16 protein-coding genes are annotated in these 19,027 nt (G+C 41.6%); 2 read left to right on the top strand and 14 right to left on the bottom strand.

Features of this window, described 5'->3' with window-relative positions; genetic code table 11:
- Positions 1 to 21: 21 nt before the first annotated feature.
- The 10 genes from ACESPQ_RS05955 to ACESPQ_RS05910 form a co-directional block, all read right to left on the bottom strand.
- On the bottom strand, positions 22 to 1,344 hold the full coding sequence (locus ACESPQ_RS05955; RefSeq protein ID WP_257366904.1) for an HAD hydrolase family protein: 1,323 nt from the start codon (positions 1,342 to 1,344) through the stop codon (positions 22 to 24).
- Positions 1,345 to 1,956: 612 nt separating this feature from the next.
- A complete protein-coding gene (locus ACESPQ_RS05950) occupies positions 1,957 to 4,539 on the bottom strand; it encodes a cation-translocating P-type ATPase (protein ID WP_109770400.1) in 2,583 nt (860 codons plus the stop codon).
- Positions 4,540 to 4,833: 294 nt separating this feature from the next.
- Positions 4,834 to 5,490: an ATP-binding cassette domain-containing protein gene (locus ACESPQ_RS05945; protein WP_109770401.1), complete on the bottom strand. Its 657-nt coding sequence runs from the start codon at positions 5,488 to 5,490 to the stop codon at positions 4,834 to 4,836.
- Positions 5,491 to 5,508: 18 nt separating this feature from the next.
- Positions 5,509 to 6,240, bottom strand: a complete 732-nt coding sequence (locus tag ACESPQ_RS05940) for a hypothetical protein (protein WP_109770402.1) — start codon at positions 6,238 to 6,240, stop codon at positions 5,509 to 5,511.
- 11 nt (positions 6,241 to 6,251) lie between these two features.
- Entirely contained in the window at positions 6,252 to 6,953 is a 702-nt protein-coding gene (locus tag ACESPQ_RS05935; protein ID WP_373144072.1) for a hypothetical protein, read from the bottom strand.
- Positions 6,950 to 7,675, bottom strand: coding sequence for a hypothetical protein (locus tag ACESPQ_RS05930; RefSeq protein ID WP_109770404.1), 726 nt, complete (start codon positions 7,673 to 7,675; stop codon positions 6,950 to 6,952). Before ACESPQ_RS05930 ends, ACESPQ_RS05935 begins: the two co-directional genes overlap by 4 nt.
- Positions 7,665 to 8,441, bottom strand: coding sequence for a hypothetical protein (locus ACESPQ_RS05925; protein WP_373144071.1), 777 nt, complete (start codon positions 8,439 to 8,441; stop codon positions 7,665 to 7,667). The genes ACESPQ_RS05930 and ACESPQ_RS05925 overlap by 11 nt, the downstream gene beginning before the upstream one ends.
- Before the next feature lie 53 nt (positions 8,442 to 8,494).
- Positions 8,495 to 8,938: a DUF2712 domain-containing protein gene (locus ACESPQ_RS05920; RefSeq protein WP_257363207.1), complete on the bottom strand. Its 444-nt coding sequence runs from the start codon at positions 8,936 to 8,938 to the stop codon at positions 8,495 to 8,497.
- 147 nt (positions 8,939 to 9,085) lie between these two features.
- Positions 9,086 to 10,339: a hypothetical protein gene (locus ACESPQ_RS05915; protein ID WP_233105506.1), complete on the bottom strand. Its 1,254-nt coding sequence runs from the start codon at positions 10,337 to 10,339 to the stop codon at positions 9,086 to 9,088.
- Complete coding sequence (locus ACESPQ_RS05910) at positions 10,336 to 11,058, bottom strand: LytR/AlgR family response regulator transcription factor (RefSeq protein ID WP_002608278.1); 723 nt, start codon at positions 11,056 to 11,058, stop codon at positions 10,336 to 10,338. Before ACESPQ_RS05910 ends, ACESPQ_RS05915 begins: the two co-directional genes overlap by 4 nt.
- A gap of 145 nt (positions 11,059 to 11,203) precedes the next feature.
- Between ACESPQ_RS05910 and ACESPQ_RS05905 the strand changes: the two genes are divergently transcribed.
- Complete coding sequence (locus ACESPQ_RS05905; protein WP_038274428.1) at positions 11,204 to 13,246, top strand: diguanylate cyclase; 2,043 nt, start codon at positions 11,204 to 11,206, stop codon at positions 13,244 to 13,246.
- Between the two features lie 36 nt (positions 13,247 to 13,282).
- Here ACESPQ_RS05905 and ACESPQ_RS05900 read toward each other — a convergent pair whose 3' ends face one another.
- Positions 13,283 to 14,917, bottom strand: coding sequence for a putative manganese-dependent inorganic diphosphatase (locus ACESPQ_RS05900; protein WP_002608276.1), 1,635 nt, complete (start codon positions 14,915 to 14,917; stop codon positions 13,283 to 13,285).
- Positions 14,918 to 15,090: 173 nt separating this feature from the next.
- Here ACESPQ_RS05900 and ACESPQ_RS05895 point away from each other — a divergent pair, with 173 nt between their 5' ends.
- Entirely contained in the window at positions 15,091 to 15,510 is a 420-nt protein-coding gene (locus ACESPQ_RS05895; protein ID WP_002608275.1) for a hypothetical protein, read from the top strand.
- Positions 15,511 to 15,634: 124 nt separating this feature from the next.
- Here the strand turns inward: ACESPQ_RS05895 and ACESPQ_RS05890 are convergent, their stop codons facing one another.
- From ACESPQ_RS05890 to ACESPQ_RS05880, 3 genes are all read right to left on the bottom strand, one after another.
- Entirely contained in the window at positions 15,635 to 16,843 is a 1,209-nt protein-coding gene (locus tag ACESPQ_RS05890; protein ID WP_109770410.1) for a helix-turn-helix domain-containing protein, read from the bottom strand.
- Between the two features lie 79 nt (positions 16,844 to 16,922).
- The gene (locus ACESPQ_RS05885; protein ID WP_008727446.1) at positions 16,923 to 17,672 is read right to left on the bottom strand and encodes an N-acetylmuramoyl-L-alanine amidase; all 750 of its coding nucleotides are present in this window, start codon (positions 17,670 to 17,672) and stop codon (positions 16,923 to 16,925) included.
- 111 nt (positions 17,673 to 17,783) lie between these two features.
- A complete protein-coding gene (locus ACESPQ_RS05880) occupies positions 17,784 to 18,995 on the bottom strand; it encodes an AI-2E family transporter (protein ID WP_002608272.1) in 1,212 nt (403 codons plus the stop codon).
- Positions 18,996 to 19,027: the final 32 nt, after the last annotated feature.

Below are 19,027 nucleotides of genomic sequence, written 5' to 3'. Positions count from 1 at the left end.
AGGCATTGTCGTTTCTGCTTTTTATTTTCTTTTTCGATGGCCGTGATAGCTTCGTTCTATCTCACGTATCACACTGTCCCTTTCCCTGCTTCCCAGCACACAGCAGAGCTCCTGCATATCCGCATCTCCCTCAGATACGGTATAAGCCTCATCTGCACTGCTGATCAGTGCCGCATCCCGTTGATGAGAGGCAAACACGCAGAGACGCTCAAAACCGCTCTCTCTTTGTATAATGTGGACGGCAGCCTGCTTCGTAGCATCCACACTGTATATATCCAATACCTTATATCCCTGATGCTCTTCACTGAACCGGATATGGATTTGTAAATCAGCCGCATAGCTTTGTTGCTGCATCCGCGTATACAGCTGCTGTATGCGTGGTATGGTATCCATAATCGTTATACACACACAGGCATGTGCCTGTGCTTTTTGCTCGTACACATAGCTCTTATACGGCAGCCTGCGCATTTCATGATAATATTCCTCCTCCAGAGGATTGCGGAAATCACTGTAATACACATGCAGAATATGATGCAGGATGACATGCTGAAAGCAATTCATTCCCTCCTCGTCCAACAGCTGCAGCAGCTGCGCCACCTGTTCCTTTTTCATGCAGCGACTGTGCGAATAGGTCTGCGTACGGCAATCATATAGAGCAGCTCCATTCATGACGACAACAGGAAGTGTCAAGGGAATGCCTTCCAGTATGGGCAGCAGCGTTGCCGGTGTACGGGACGTCGCCAGAGTGATGGCAGCCCCCTGCTCCAGCAGCTGACGCAGCTTCACCCTTGTATAGGGAGAAAGCTGTTCATTTTCCTGCAGCAGCGTGTGATCCAGTGTGGATACATACAGCGTCTCTTTCTGCAAATGTACAGGAAGGTGGATGCAGTTGATACCATAGGCAACCGCAATACCAATTAGGGTATCAATCATACGGTTGATCGCGAACAGATAGGGATTCACATCGGCACCGTGCGATACGGTAACACTCATGAACACCACGCAGGAAATATACGAGGCTGAGGTTTTCTTCAGCAGCACGGTAATATAAATCACTGGAATGATCATAAAGGATATGAGAGCATATTGCATAAGCTGCGTATTCCCCGGCAGGATATGCTTTTCAAACAGCAGCACAAGCATTCCGCAGAATCCGCCGACCAAAGTACCGACAACACGGTTGGCCGCAACACGCTGTGTATGGGATGTATCCTGCTGCATGCATAACACAGCCGCAATACAGGAATAAAATACTATCCCCTCCTCATTTCGCAGCAGATAAATCAGAAAGCATAAAAATACTGCCAGTGAAGATTTCAGGATTCGTTTACCAATTCTAGGCATGATACCATTCCTCCAATGGTTATAATTATAGCGCCGTTTTTACAAATGTAAATAGCAGACGGCAAAGGGAACAGAAAACATGTTGTCAAGCTGCTCTTCCTTTACCAATGATAAAGCAGTCCATATGACATGTTATATGGAACGTAAGTGGCCCTATACTGGCATTCCCCTCTAGCGTTTCATACATACCAGTATCCTCCTATGCATAGGCAGGCTCAATGCTCAAAAGTACGAAGTATACAACGGCTTTTCTCACATACACGCTTTCCAGACAGCCATGTCTGAATTTGGCAAAGATAAAATGCCGGCTTCCCATCAGTTTCTCCAGATATTTCCTAGGGTATCCGAACCTGACATGTTCCCAGAGATCGTTATCAGCATAGCTTCTATATCCGGCTCCCTCAAAGGATTCCTTTTCTTTTGTACGATGGCATTGCCTATGTGTTGCACGTAACTGAATCAGGAATACTACATGTTTAAAGTCGGGAATCTCATGTTTTTATAAATTGTGTAAACAGCTGCGCTCCTTTTCATTCTGTGCTATGAAGCAGGTCTAGTAAAAAGACAGTGACCGGACGGTCACTGCCTTAGAGCTTGGTTGCATATCTATCATTAGCGGTGTCTCAGCATTCTGCCAAGCTGAATAAGCGCTGTTGGTATCAGGGCAAGTCCATAAATTGTAAACAGCTGTGTCATGGTTATCGTCGTTACCGAGAATAAGGAATGCAGCGGCTGCCACAGCAGAATTGCATTCAGAAAGCAGAATCCGATCACAAAGGCCAGAATGGAATACTTATTTGTAAACAGACCGATGCGATACAGAGAACGCTGAGAACGACAGTTAAAGCCATGGAACAATCTGGACAGGCACAGGGTTGAGAAGGCCATGGTCGTTGCGATTGCCCAGCTTTCCTTCAGACCCAGAAAATACGCGCTCATTGTCACAATGGCAATCAGAATTCCCTGGATTCCCAGCTGCTTCATCGTTGCCGGCGTCAGAATACCAACGGATGGATCGCGAGGCTTCTCTTTCAGTATATCCTTGGTGCTGCGCTCCATTCCAATGGCGATAGCAGGAAGGGAGTCTGTCACCAGATTGATAAACAGCAGATGCACCGGCAAAAACGGTACCTGCAGAGATAACAGGGAGGCTGCCAGTACACAGATAATGCCGGACAGGTTACCGGACAGCAGATAGATGATCGCATTCTTGATATTGGCATAAATATTTCTTCCCGTCGCAACAGCCTTGACGATAGTCGCAAAGTTATCATCCGTCAGAATCATGCTGGCGGCATCCTTGCTGACCTCGGTACCGGTGATTCCCATTGCAATACCGATATCCGCCTGCTTTAAGGCTGGAGCATCATTGACACCATCTCCGGTCATTGCCGCAATCTTTCCTTTTTTCTGCCATGCGTTGACGATGCGAATCTTATGCTCCGGAGCAACACGGGCATAGACACGGATGTGCTCCAGACGATTCATCAGTTCTTCTTCACTCATGGCATTCAGCTCCGTACCATCCACACACTGATCCCCGTTCTTATAGATTCCAAGTGCCTTGGCAATACTGCGTGCTGTCACCTTGTGATCCCCGGTAATCATTACCGGAATGATACCGGCACGCTGACAGTTTTCAACAGCGGCCCTGCTTTCCTCACGCGGAGGATCCATTAAAGAAATCAGTCCCAGGAAAATAAGCTGATTCTCATCCTCCACCTCGATATGGTCCTTTTCGACAATCCGTGTCGCAAAGCCCAGTACACGAAGACCGTTATCCGCGAAGGTATGATTCATTTTCAGGATACGTTCACGATCGTCCTCCGTGATATCACGGATGCCCTGTTCCGTCTGTATATATGTTGCTTTTTTCAGAATTTCATCACAGGCCCCCTTCAGCAGCAATCTGTTTTCCCCATCGATTACATGAAGGGTGGACATCAGCTTCCGTTCGGAATCAAACGGATTCTCATCGATACGCGGATATTTCTCTCTGGTTTTCAGTTCATCGATACGATACAGCTCCAGCAAATCTACCAAAGCAAGCTCCGTGGGGTCTCCGATTCGCTGATTTTCATTAGTCGTGGCATCACAGCACAGCGCAAAGCCAAGCAGCAGCAGACGATCCAGCGGTGAGGATTCCTTTAAATTGTTGGCGTGCAGCAGCTCATGATTTCGATATACCTGCTGTGCTGTCATTTTATTCTGGGTCAGGGTTCCTGTCTTATCGGAACAGATAACAGACACACAGCCCAGACTTTCCACGGAATTGATGTTCTTGATGATCGCATTCTCTTTTGCCATCTGGCTTGTCCCCATGGCAAGCACGATCGTCACTATGCTTGCCAGTGCTTCCGGAATTGCGGCAACAGCCAGTGCAACGGCAAACATCAGTGCATCCATAACTGCATTCCCCTGCCATACATTTAAGGCGAATACAAGAATGCAGATGGCGATAATCGCAATACTCAGCTTTTTACTGAAATCATCCAGTGTCTTCTGCAGCGGTGTCTTACGATCCTGTGCTGTATTCATCAGTGTCGCAATCTTACCGATTTCCGACTTCATTCCAACCGCCGTAACAACGACGCGGGCACGTCCATAGGTTACCAGTCCGCTGGAGAACACCATGTTTTTCTGATCTCCAAGACCGCATTCCCCGGTTATGGTATCAACGGCCTTATGCACACTCTCAACCTCACCGGTCAGTGCACTTTCATTGACCTGCAGGGAATGATTTTCAATGATCCGTCCATCTGCGCCTACAACATCTCCGGCTTCCAGAAACAGGATATCTCCCACTGTCAATTCCTGACTGGACACCTCCATCAGCGTGCCGTCACGCAGGACGCGGCTATGCGGTGTGGACAGCTGCTTTAAGGCATCCAGTGATTTCTGTGCCTTGATGCTCTGCACGGTCCCCAGAATAGCATTCATGGTGATAACCGCCAGAATAACGATCGTGCTCTCCAATTCTCCGCTTACCATGGAAATGATAGCTGCGGCAATCAGAATGATAACCAGCAGGTCCTTAAACTGAGAAAGGAAGACGATAAACGGATGCACCGGCTTTACTTCCTCCAGCTCATTTCTTCCATAGGTGTTTTGACGCTCTGCGACTTCCTCGCTGCGCAGACCTGTTTCTACTGCCCCCAGCTCTTCCATTACCTGGGCGACGTCTTTCTCATACATCTGTTTCAATCTCAAGACCTCTACTTTCCTGTTTATGATTCTTTTCTATAGTCTTGACATTTTTTCAAAATAAAAACGAGACTATAGAAAATTTCTATAAGTCTCGTCAATCGCTGAATGCAGGCCAGAAGAGATACACTCTTCGGGTTTGTTGACCGGCTTCACACAGAAATTCTGTGCTGACTACTCCCTTATTGACTTACAGTTTACCATAAAACAGGGACATTTGTAAACCGGATGATGGAAATTTACACAATGTTTACATTATTATTTAACCAAATTCAGATGACTATCCTATTTATTCGTAATATAATCATCAAAATTAGAAAGCATGCCTTCATCCATCCTGTATATTTCATCACACAGCAATTTTAAATCATCTTTGTTATGACTGGCAAGAAGTATCATACAACCTTCATCTCGCATATTCAGAAGCAGTGTCCGTATTTCTCTGATACTTTCTTCATCCAAAGCATTTGTTGGCTCATCCAGTAAAAGCAGCTTCGGATGTTCGAAAATTGCCTGTGCTATTGCCAAACGCTGCTTCATTCCTAAAGAGTATACCTTTACCTTGCGTTTATCATCTGGATCTAAGCTCACCCTACGCAGTGCAGTGCGAATATCCTCATCTGTTGCGACTTTCCTAATTTCTGAAAGCATTTTTAGATTCATATATGCGCTATATTGCGGCAGCAGACTTGTATGTTCAATAATAACCCCCATATCCGGTGGGAAATCAATATCCTCCTGTAGCTTTTGTCCATTTATGCAGATTTCTCCCTCCTCCGGATAAATAAGTCCTGCAATCGCCCGAAGCAGCATCGTTTTTCCAGAACCATTTCTACCATAAAATCCATAAATTTTACCACTTTCAAACCTTGCCGTAATATCTTTCAACACTTTTCTATTTTTCAGCGTTTTCGTAACATGTCGCAAAATAAGTTCACTCATATAGTTTAATTATCCTCCTTAATTAATTTCTTTTAAAATATCCTTTTTTTTGATTGATATATAGTTTATAGAATATAGCAAGAATACTAATAATAGCAGTTTCGCCAAGTTTATTCCATAAAATATCAAGTTTAACCCGGTACTATGCACATCGTATATCGCTCCATATACGTCCATTTCTGTAAATAGAAATGTGAATTTATAGAACCGTGCTACAAAGATGATTGCAATCGCCATTACTACTGTGAGAGACATGGACAGCCAGCGTTTTGAAGTATTCAGCAATAAATTCACATAAATACACCCTAGCACAATATAACACAGTGTCCAGTGAAGAGTGTTAAATATACATCCAATAAAACAACCGGTATCCCATAGGGTTTTGAAATCCGTTAACTGGATCAATGCCAGTAAAATTGTAAGTATATTTAGCCATAAGGAGAATAGAAATGCCCATAAGGCAATATGCTTCAGGTATTCTCGCATATATAATTTTCGATTCAAGCGAGAAAGAAGTTGTATCTCCATCGTCGGTATAGTAGTATTTAATAAGAGCAAATAAAACAATGTATAAAAGCTCAATAAATGCGTAATATTCGTGAATAGAGATTGGGTTGAGAATACACTTATAAATGCCTCCAGCGGTAATGGACTTTCAATAAAACGATATTTCATATACCAGCGAAAAATCATGATAGCAGCTATCATCGAAAAAATCTGTAAGGTCTGCTTATTCATTCGCATCTTCATATCATCACCTCTTACAATAAATCCTTTCTACAAAACCTCATTTGCCCCAACATAAAAACTAGAACTGTTAAAATTGTGCCTATTATGAGAAATGCGATCGATGTAATAGTTATAACCTCTAATCGCAGCTGCATCATTGCATTTGGTATAAACAAGATAAAGGGTATGCCATATATTTCATTTGTAAATAACACATCTCCCATTATCACAGATATCAGATAATACAGTAATACAGCAAACAAGGCAATTCGTGAATTATTAAAAATTTCTAAATACATCTGCATATGAATAATCCCTATTTCAATCACCATATTCAGCACCGCCATACCGATCAGGAAGGAAAAATCTGAAATATAGAAACTTTTTCCATAAACTAAAAATCCAAACATGAGGTATATGATTATCTTTAAAATCTCATAAAAGAAAACCCCCATGATTATTTTCTTAGCAAATAATCTATAAAACACCTTTCTGCTTATCCCTCGTGTCACATAAAGTGCTGATCGCTCTGTTATCAGATCTTCGAAGATATGAAAGAAATAGAGTGGTAATACGCAAAACAACGAAAAATTCATGAGATAAAATTCAAATCGACTATGAAACATAATGCCATCATACAATACTCCTGCATCTTTTGTACCATTCATTATCAACAGATATTCACTAAACAGCATCATCAGGAAAAAAGCCCAATATTTATAAGAATTTCTCATTTCAACAATGACCTTCTTTGAAAAAAACGTTTACTTACTTCGAAAAGCACGCAAGATACAATCCCCAGACGTACCATCATCCAGCACCAGTCCGCGAAATGCAGCTGATGATCTGAATAAGTTCCGTACAAATTTTCAAACACATCGACTTGATAAAACAAGAGTGGAACATCGAGTGTCATAATCCCAATCCCTCCCAGTAAAACAAGAACAGCACTCAACCATGATCTCTGAGTAATGACATATAACAGAAGATACACCTGTCCAAGAATGTAAAAGCAGAGAAAGATATGGAGAAATGATAGAAACTGAGCGATATAATAGGAACCATTCCATAAACTCTCTATACTGAAAAAATAATGCACGTTTACTACTGCTACCAGATTGAATATGAAGGACATGAGAAATGCAATTAACAGAACAAGAAGCGTTACATGTTTAATGTATCCTCTTCTTGTACCTTTCGTAATACGCTGGGCTGTACACTTCTGCATCATTAATAAGATTGCAATCATATACAGTAAAGCATAAATGGTATACATTTTATCAGTTCCGCCTAGGGATGTCACTGACGCCAAAGCAAACACACGAACATCAACCAAGTCAAAGATTACATCAGTTGGGTTATTTCTATATTTGAAATAACAGCGAATAGACATATATATTAAAAAGGCAATAGAAAGGCCTAGTAATAATTTCCAGTTTTTTTGCTTATAAGTCATCCTTACTCACCTTCTTTCGATAACCCAAATAGACACACAATAGTACGATTCCTGTATATAGCAGTAGTGCTGATATTACAAAGGTAAATCCATATTCAATAAATGGTTGTTCACAATACATAATACTAAACCGATTCGATATCAGAAACATCCAAATAAAGTAGGATACTGCATACAAGAATTTCACATCTCTAAGAAAAAAGCTCAACGCACTGCAATAAACTGAACAAAGCCCATATATCACTGCCGCAACAAACATGTAGACAATATATGTTAGCTCAGGCTGTATTAAAGATAATGCATTTAAGGTGGTATGCATGTATTCACCAGATCTCATTCCCTGATGAAAAAGTAAAATAGCAAGTAAGTAATTTATGAGCAATACTATGAATGTCATACAAAAGCCAACAAGAAAAGAAGCTTTCAGTTTAGAGAAATATTCCTTTTTTCGTCCGCATCGTATCGCTAGAACTGTATGATAATGCAATTTATATTCAGTTGTATAGGAATCTGAAATGCATATCAACATATACAGTGGCATACACCAAGAGAATAGCATTGCTCCAATATGTCCTTCTGATTTAGCACTCAGATATGCCATAAATGCGGGACTAAATACATTTTTCCAATCTAAATGATCTCCTTGTGATATTACATTATTTTTATAATTTATTGACAGATCCAGCAACATAATCAACATAAAGAAAATGAATATTAGATATGTTTTTTTATTGTACAGAACTGCTTTCAACTCTTTTCTTAACATGTGAATCACCTTTCTTTTTAAGAATTACCTGCAGCTTAGCTGCAGGTATTCCCTTACGGATAATAACGCTTCCCTGTTTCTTCGTCCCAAACACCTGATACAAAATAATCAGTGTCATTTTTATTATTATTCTCTGCTGTTAAATAAACAGTAGATCGGCTTGCGGATGAATACGTATTATAATACTGTGGACCATCTTCGACACGGATAGAATGGGAAGGAGCAACATTATCTCCATTGTAATGCTCCAGCCAGTAAGTCGTATATGTCCATGCGCCTTCTTCAGATCTTTTCATCCATACCTTCCATGCATTGTTCACATCAGCCGTACCACGATATCTGCCGGTCTTTCTGCTATTTTGTTGCTGTTTCAATATGTGGAATTGATAATCCACATCATTGTCTTCATACGCCGCAGCGATTGGTGAAACAGCCGATAAAGCAAGAAATGCCGCGAATGCCGCACTCATTGCATACTTCCTTTTTCCTGTTTTCATAAATTTTCTCCTTTTCTGAATAGACAGAGTCCTATTCTCTTTTCTCCTTTCTGTGACTCGCACTATTCTTATACATAGAGTATCATATTATTCAAAAAAGAAAGCTTGAACTGTATAACATGGCAGAATTCCTGTCTAAAATGACGATTACAATGGAGAACATGGAAATACAAGCAGGATGAGACATTGAATTTCCTTTGTTTCTATCTTAATGGTTCCCCCATATTTATCCACAATCTTCTGTATTCGACGATATGGAACGGTCCTTGTTTCCTTTCCCTTTTCAGAAGCTATAACTGTAAATGTTTCCCTGATAACCAACATACCTTGTATTTCTCTAATTACTAGATTTACAGAGCGTTTTCCTGTCATGGCACCTATTTCATTAAATGCATATTCCAGCAAGAAAGAAAACATTGTGATCAAGTCGTACTCCTGAAACATAGTCATTTCCTTATCTTCATTATAGATGTCCAATTGGATATTTAGTTTTTTAGCTTCCTCTATCTTATCTGTAAACAGCATTTGCAAAATGGGGATAGAAGAATAGAAATTAGGCTCCATATCCTCAATCTGTGCCTGTAAATCGCTGACATATGTGTTTATCATCTCATTATTTCCTGTAGCCTGAAGCAACAGATGATTTTTAATATCATGTAGCAAATATGCCATTTCTGTCTGTGCTTTTTCATTTTTCTTATAATATGCAAATGTCAATTCCTCTTTTTTCTGAAGCTTGTACAGCTCTGTTTCTGTTTCATAGCTGGAACATAATTTATAGAAAAGACGTATAAAAAATAATAAAAACATTAACAGAAATGCCGCTAATAAGAAAATGGTAAATTCTATAATCATGGCATTATACCATTGCGAGAGATAAGATAAACCAGCCAACAGCATCAAAGAAAATGTAAAAAAAACCAGACAGAAGATGATATCACCGAAGCTCAGACGATGAAATACAGTAAAATCTATCGGTCGAATAAGAATTCTGTAGGATAACAGAAACAGTACAGATGAAACTGCCGTTGTTATACTAAAGGAAGCACTCGTATTTTCCATTGTGGTAGGAGTTAGAAAATGTACAAAGAAAAATACTGTAAATAACATGGCAATCGCTTGCAGGAGTAACATGAGATTGATAAATATATCCTTATGTATATACACACGAAAAGTAAGAAACAAATATAGATACATAAAACACCAACAAATAACAAAATTCCACGGATATTCAATATGAAACCAAAGAGGCAATACAGATACAACAATCAAAAATAAACCGTTTTTTGAGTTTGAGATAACAGCCTTGTATCTACATTCAAAAAAATCAAGAAAAACACTATTATACACAATGGCTGCTGCCAGTGTGAGTAATTCGAAAAAGGATGATAAATTCATCATACATGGGATACCGCCTTTTCTAAATACATTAGAAATTCCTCCCGAAATTCCTTAACTCTTAATTTCGATATAGGAAGTGCTGTCTTTTCCTGATCGTCTAGGAGGATTGAGGAGCTGTCGAATGAACGGATATGATAAAAGTTCACAATAAATGCACGATGAGGTGAAAAAAAGTCGTATTCTTTTAAACGATTCATACATTCATTTAATGTTTCTTTTGTTATGTAGATTCCATTAGTTGTATAAATATGTGTTTTACGCGATTTGAACTCAAGATATAAAACTTCTTTAATATTGAGTTTTGTCACTCCCTCTGTTGTTCGAAAAACAGTAAATTTTGTTTCCATGAGCTTCTGATATCGCTTAACCTCTTGTAACACATGCTCAATCTGTGAGGACCGAAATGGTTTGTCCATATAATCAAAAACATGAAGTCCATAAGCTCTTGTTTTATATTTCGAATAACCAGATACGATAATTAACAATACATTCATATCTGTCTTACGAATCTGCTCTGCTGTTTCAATACCATTTAGATCATCCATTTCAATATCCAAAAAGATTAAATCAAAATGCAAAGAAGATGCCAGCAAATCTTCACCGGAGGAAAATTCATAATATTCATTTATATTTCCTTCCTTTGCATCATATTTTTCACAGCATTTTCTTATCTGTTCTTTTGCTTTCGGATTATTATCACATATTGCTATTTTGTTCATATTTATCCCTCCCCATAAATATATCTTTATTTTATAACAGAAGACGAAAAGAAAGTAAACAATATTTTATATTAATATTTGAAATATATGCACAAAGGGCTATAAAATGATGTATCATATAAGTATTATAAGCGAAGGTGATTGTATGAAAGAGGAAATCCACAAAGCGTTTGATGATTATCTGGAACGCTTTCAAAGTGATGAGAATGTTTGTGAAAGCATTAAAAAGCTGGTGTTGGAACAGCTCGGCTGCGGCAGTGAGCTCGATGCTGTTCTCCGGCGTTTTCTTGAGATTGCAGAAACACAGCACTATCCCTATGCAACACCGCTGGGCTATGCCATGCTGTTTTTCAGAACCTATGCCTCGGATATCGATCTGGCGATTTCCTATAATGAAAAAGCCAGAAAGCTGTTTCTGCAGCTTCCGGATTATAAAGAGCGTGACGGCATACTGACCGTAGCCAACAATGCTGTACTGGCCAATATTCTAAAGGAAAATTACGGAGCCGCCTATCAGGAGATTGCAGCTGCCATGCCGCTGGCTGAGAAGGGTGGACGGATTTCCTATTACTCCGCTTTTCTGAATAACGGAGCCATCATCCTGCGGGAGTTCGGGCTTTACAAAAAAGCTATTCAACAGGTGGAGGAAACACTGGAGAAACGTGATCTTATCGGAGAAAGTAATTTCTTCATCACGATTTTTCTGTTGTCCAGCCTGTATCTTTATGCCAGAGAAACGGACAAGGTGCGTAAGCTTCTGGAAGCCCATATGCAGGAGCTTATTAAAAGTGAATATTTTGATCCCAGCATTTACTACAAGCAATATATGGAGGCAGCAATCATCGATGATAACCGGCCGCTCGCCGAGCAATGGTTTCAGACGCTGACGCAAACCTATGATTTTTCAAAAAATGATCACCTCGATAACAATGAGGTGTACCTGTCTTTAGCACGCTACCACATGTATCAGAAGGATTATGAAAAGGCTCAGGAGTATTACGAGCATCTGCTGGCTCACATGGACGAGCTGCTTGGTCATAAGCGCCATATTCTTGAAGAAGCAGCAAAGCTTTATGAATGTCTGAATGATCATGCAAGAGCATATTCCTATATGCGGCAGGCACACGAGCTTTCCATAACCTACACCGCCTTCATTGATGATATGTATCGGCAGGAAATCGAAGATGTCTGGGAAAAGAATCGCATGCTTTCCTATGAGGTTCTGTATGACCGTTTGCTTGATATGACTGAGTTTGGGAAAACGGTGACCTCCTGTCTGAACCGAAAACAGCTTTTCCATGTCATTGAACAGCATGCCGGACGCATCTTTTCCTTTGATAACTGGGAGGTTCTGCTTTATGAAGAACCAAGAGGATTATTTCATTCTCTCAATGATACCTGCTATGAATTGGAAACACATCCCATTCTTAGGGAATGCATACGCAAAGCTGCATCGCAAAAGCTGCCCAGCCTTACACCGGAATCTGCTATCACCCAAAGTCTTGGATCACTCTACGATGAGAAGACGCGCTCTATGCTGCTGCAGCCGATTACCTATCAGGGAACTATACTGGCCATATTCTGCATGAAATCAAATCAGATGGAGAACTTCAGCCGAACAGACCAGCGACTGCTGCAGGTCTTCGCCGACTACATTGCAATCGCCATCCACAATGTCTTGCAGTTTGAGGATGCGCTGGATAAGTCCAGCTATGATTACCTCAGCGGTATCTACAATCGAAGTGCCCTTATGCAGTATGGAGAAACTATGCTGCAGGAGGTATTGCAGAACAGACATTCCATTGGCGTCCTGATGATGGACATTGATGATTTTAAGAAAATCAATGATACCTTCGGACATATGCAGGGGGATGAGGTAATCCGCCGGGTAACCGCCATCATGAGGCAAAAACAGCGTCACGGTATCATCGCACGCTTCGGGGGTGAGGAATTTATCCTCCTGATTGACAGTATCAGTAAGCAGGAATTGTATGAGCTGGCCGAGGATATCCGCTACGCCTGTGAAGCTTGCAGGATCGCCACGGAAAACGGTACGATATCCTTCACCATCAGCATCGGCTGCTATTATCAGGAGCACCCGACTTCTGCACTGCAGGAATTGTTCAATGAAGCTGACCAGCGGCTGTATATCGCCAAACGAAACGGAAAGAATTACGTACAGATGTAGTATAGAAAAAAGATGCCGCCGGCATCTTTTTCTATACTACATGGCTTCCAGACATTTGGAAAGAGAAGGAATAATCTGTTTCTTACGTGAAATGACACCATCCACAAAATACAGATCATCCATAATATCCTCCTTAAAGGCTTCATCCACAAGAGAACTCAGAGAACCGATAAACACCAGATTACTTCCACTGCCGTCTGCGGCTGTAAAGCACATCATCAGCAGATCGAATTTATTTATCTCGTTAATTTTCTTCATATAGGAACGAATTTCATCCTGTACATCCACGATTTCCTGCTCATCGGCGATATTGATCTGACCGATCGCAATCCGCCTTCCGTCAATATTGTATTCCTTGAAATCATTATACAGGATTTCGGACATGCTTCTTCCCTTGATTGTGGCAACCGCTCCAAACATCTCCTTCGCCATGGCATCCAGATCAAGGCCGGCGACAGCTGCCAGCTCCTTTGCCAGCTCCCTGTCAACGGGAGTGGTCGTAGGAGAATTGAAATTCATCGTATCACTGATAATCGCACAGCACATGATCGCTGCCGTTTTCTTTTCTGGTACAATACCCGCCTCCTTGTACATGCGGGCGATGATGGATACCGTACTGCCGATGATTTCGTTACGGAAGCGTATCGGTGTTGTCGTTTCCACATCACCGATGCGATGATGATCCACAACCTCCAGAATCTCCGCCTCCTTCAAATCATCAATACTTTGAGAAAGCTCGTTATGATCGACCAGGATGAATTTTTTCTTCTGATAATTCAACAGGTGATAGCGGGAAATCGAGCCCAGCACCACGCCCTGATTGTTAACAATTGGATAGGAACGAAATCTGGATTTCGACATCTGTTTGTATACATCATCAATATAGGCATGGTTGTTGAAGCTGATGATTTTACGCTTCATAATCAGCTTCACACTTGGTGAGCGATACATGCTGCGGGCTACCTGAAACATATTCAGCGGTGTTTTGATAATCGTACAGTTTGCTTCCTTCGCCATGCGGATAATTCCCTGGGAAATGATATCCACATCCACCAGGATCATACAGCCGGCCCCATCACTCAACGCACGCTTTTGCAGCTTCAAATCATCATTTACAACGACGATGCTGTCACGATAGCTGATGTCGCTGTACTCCGCATTCCGACTGCATAAGATATGAATTCTTCCATTTGTGCGATACGCTTCGCATTCATACAGAAACTCGCCCTGCAAAACCTTGCGGATATTCTCGCAGGATGTGTTTTTCATAAGGGAAATCGGCTTTTCTCCCTTATCGCTCATCAGGATATTTGTCATATCCGACAGGGAAACAACACCAATCAGCTTCTGTGCTTCATCCACAACGAACAATGCGCTGGTGGAACGCATCCCCATGCGGTCCCACGCCTCCTTTATCGTATCATCCTTTTTCAGCAGCAGCGGTTCATCAAACGGTACATCATACAGCTTGACTCTGGCATTTTGAATATACACCGGTTCCGGAACCTGAAATTTCTTTAAAACAAAATCCGTTTCCGGATTCAATTCTCCCAAACGGCAGGCAATGGCATTGATTCCCAGCTTCTGCTTCAGCTGTGCATATGCAATTGCCGATACAATGGAATCCGTATCCGGATTCTTGTGCCCGATAATATGAACAACGTCTTTCATTACGGCTTCACTCCCCTGTTTTCTTACGTTCATTGTACCTTATTTAGCCCCTTTTTTCCAGTGGTAGCGCTATCTTTTGCTGCACTGTGATAGCTTTTAACGAATTTCTTCCGTATACCATATAAGAGAAAAGTGTGTTATACTGTATAAAACAATCAGAAAGAGGCGATATTATGTCTACCCTTAAACGAGCAATTCTGTTTCTGTTTCCTTATTTGATACTTGCGGTATGCATATTGGAGGAACGCTGGAGAATACAGGCTGCATCCCTCATGCAGTATGATACGTATACGGATATGCTTACGCTGACAGCTGTCATCTGTACGATATTTATATTCTTTTATATTCTCAATATTATGGAGAAATATGACGGAATCGCATTGCTTTTGAATACAATTGCAGTTATTGTCTATACCCTTTTGATCTGGCTGCCTGATGTATTTGCGTCACTCAGTCCAATTGCCTACAGTGTTTTTCAAAATGAGCAGCTATTTCTCACAGTCACCTATGGGCTGCTTCTGATTGGAGAAGGCTATCAGATTTCTTTCCTCATCAAGGAGAGAAGAACTGATCAAGGTGACTCGGATTCTTAATTAATATCAATAGACTGTATAAACGTAAAACGATCAATGACGACTGTAAAGTGAGATTGATCGTTTTAATTTCTTTTATTTCCAAGCCACCGCAAGTGAGACAGCCGCTGGATATTATGTTTTTCTATATTTTTTTATTCCCTGTCCCATGTTTTCCTTTTTTCTGCAGGATATCGCGGCAATACCACATGATCATGCCGATACCCGCCGGTATTGCAAATGCAAATGGAAGCTTTATATAGAAACGGTCTACAATCGTTGTGAACAAAAGCGTAATCACGCCGTATAGGAACAACAGACTGACATTGGAAATGTAATACAGCACTCTTTTGCTTTTCATAATCGCAAGCAGCTGTAACAGACAGGAGCCACCCAAAATCAACAGCAGCCTTCCTCTGCACACACGCAACTGCTCGGTAGATACTGTCAGCGCATAGTCATTGCCGGAATAATCCGGAGGTACTGAATTATGGAATTGATCAATCAGTGAACGATATTCCTGATACAGCAGAAGAAATATAACTGTCAGTGTCACAGCGGCTGCCAGCGGCATCATAATACGTAAAATAGCTTCCCCCTTACTTGACCATCTGCGAAACAGGATATTCTTTTCCTCCTGTTCTTTTACATGTACTCTTTTATGCAGGGCGTTCCAGCCAATATCATAGCGCATAATGAACGTATGCCGTAAAAAGCCATACACTGCCACAAGCAAAAGAAAGGCAGCCACATACATCAGCAGATATATGGTAATGCCGGTTTCAAATCCGTTCACGAGAAGGCTGTAAGGATTGAATACCTCTTCCGTCTGCATCGCCATCACATCCAGCAAACTGGAAAAACCGAATTGCAGAAACAGGTATAGGATATACACATATTGCAGGACGGAAACAAGCGGGAAATAAGCCAGCAGCAGATTCCAGCGGGTCAGCGCAGGAAGTCCCTTTTTATCCGTATGCTGAATCATGAGTACAAAGCTGAAGATCATCATGCCTAAAAAAGCCGCAAAGGAAAGCAGTTGGGATATCTGAAGCTTTAAAAACACATAATACAGCAGCAATGCAAGCAGAGTTAGTGCATAGGGAAGATAGCGCTGTAAATCATAGCGCGACAAATCACTGTAGCTTTCCGTATCACCGAGAAGCTCATCACAGCTGATTCCCAATGCCTCGCTCAGCGGCTTCAGTAATGTAATGTCGGGATACCCCTCAGCCGTTTCCCATCGTGAAACTGCCTTATTACTGACATTCAGCAGCTCTGCAAGCTGTGCCTGCGTGTACCCCTTCTTTTTGCGCAGCTTTATAATCTTTTCCGCAAATTGCTCTTTGTTCATACACCATCCCTCCTTTATCTATAGTATGACGAAATTCCATATAAAAAGCAATCCACGATTGCGGGATTTACTCCACGCTTCATGGATTGCTATCCGATTTCTTTTCATCCTCCAATGTCTTGATAATGCCATCCGCTATTTTATCCGCAAAAACCTTCCGTTTTGCATCATCGATCAGATACAGACGGTCGTTCTCACTGGCGAGAAAGCCGGCTTCTATCAGAATGGAGGGCAGCTTATTATTTTGCAGCACCTGAATTGGAGACAGATCCTGATCCTTCATGCCCCGATTCTGAGAATAGCCCAGAGAATCCAGCTCCTTTAAAATATTTTCCGACAGAGCCTTCACCCTCGGCTCCTTCATTTTCCCCCAGATTTCATAGCCATAGGAGCCATTTACCACTTCTGCCGCATTGGTATGTATAGAAACAAACAGACGGGCATCACTTTCATTGGAGATACGGACACGTTCGCTGAGATCTTCAATCTCATTCGCCGGCCAGGATACAGCATCACTCTGTCTCGTATACAGAACAGGATAGCCGTTTGCTTCCAATCGAGCACCGATATCCTTAACTAGAGCAAGTGTAACATCCTTTTCATACAGCTCTTCAAAGGTACTACCCGCATCATAGCCGCCATGTCCGGCATCAAGAACAACAACGGGTGTCTCTGCCTTTTTACTGAACAAAGGCGCAAGGATAGGATTGTCCGGAAAAACCTTCACGCATATGATCAGCAGCCCCAGTATGACCAGAAACTCCATCGCAACTACGATCAGCAGTCGAATCGGATTGATTCCTCTTTTTTTCTTTCTTTGCTTTGCCACCGTGTCACCTGACTTTCAAACTGATGTAATTATAGCAGATAAATCAGGAAATTCCTACCTTTTGCGTGACGGAAATGAGATGATTTGCATACCGATTCCACAAACCTTATCTTATGCAGAATGCTCCTCTTCATCCTCCTGATACACGGTTTTCTCTGTTACAATCAGCCTCTGCTTTCGCAAACGGTGATTCACATATTCCGTAAAGAAAACATACAGACATGCTGTTGTCGGTACTGCCATAATCATACCGAAGACACCCCACAGATCCCCGAAAACAAAAATACTAAGCAGCACCCAGAGACCGGGGAGTCCCACGGAATTGCCAACCACACGGGGATAAATGACATTATCCTCAAAGTAGCTGAGTATCTGATAGAATATGATAAACCATACACTCTGTAAGGGATCCTTGGACAGCATCATAATCGCTCCGACACTCATAGCAAACATGGAGCCGAATACCGGAACCATGGAACAAACGGCAATCAGTGTACAGATGAGCTCCGGATACGGGAATTGAAACAGCCGCATGAAGATATAATACAAAACCCACAAAATACAGGCCTCCGTCAGCTGCCCGCCGATAAAGCTGGAAAATATCCGGTTTACACGTGCAGCATAGCGGAAAACGATCTTTGAATTTCCATATCCGAGAAAGGCCGCTGTCACCTTGCGCATCTGGCGTATGAAGTTTTCTTTCCCGCTAAGCAGATACAAGGAGAACATAAAGCCCGTAAAGCCGACAGCAAAGCTGGAAACAAAGCCGGTAGCGCTTGATAAAATCCCGCTGGCACTGCCGGACAGCAGATTGATTACGTTGGTAACGATTTTCTCCCATGGCATCTGAATGAACTGCTCAACCTGTGTAATATTCTCGATTCGATAATCAATATGGAAATATGCCAGCACCTCATCGATATTCTTCACAATATTCGTAAAGAAGGAGGTTAGATTTTCCATAAGGGATATGAGAGAATCGATAATGCTAGGCAGGATGATACTGCCGATAAGAATGATTAAAATCAGAGCAAGCAGAAACGTGAGTATCATGGAAATGACACGTTTTTTCTTTTGGAGAAAGGAATCCTGCTTTGTATGGCGAAGCAGAAAGCCCTCAATATGCTTCATTGGCAGATTTAAAACATAGGCAAAGACAATGGCATACAGCAGGGATTTAAACACGGATAATACAAAATCAAAGCCGTTTTTCAAGTCCTGCAGATGCACAAGGAGAAATCCAAGCAGAAGAATATAGGTACTCAGGTAAATCCAGGGTCGTATGGATCGTATAACGTCTTTATCACGAAAAGGCAGTTTCATGTGCATCCCCTCTTTCTTTTGAAAAAAAGGAC

It is taken from the genome of Clostridium sp. HGF2, from assembly GCF_964240115.1.
Taxonomy (GTDB): domain Bacteria; phylum Bacillota_I; class Bacilli_A; order Erysipelotrichales; family Erysipelotrichaceae; genus Clostridium_AQ; species Clostridium_AQ innocuum.
Note: the sequence above shows the minus strand (reverse complement) of the source record. Positions and strands in the feature narration are given on the sequence as shown.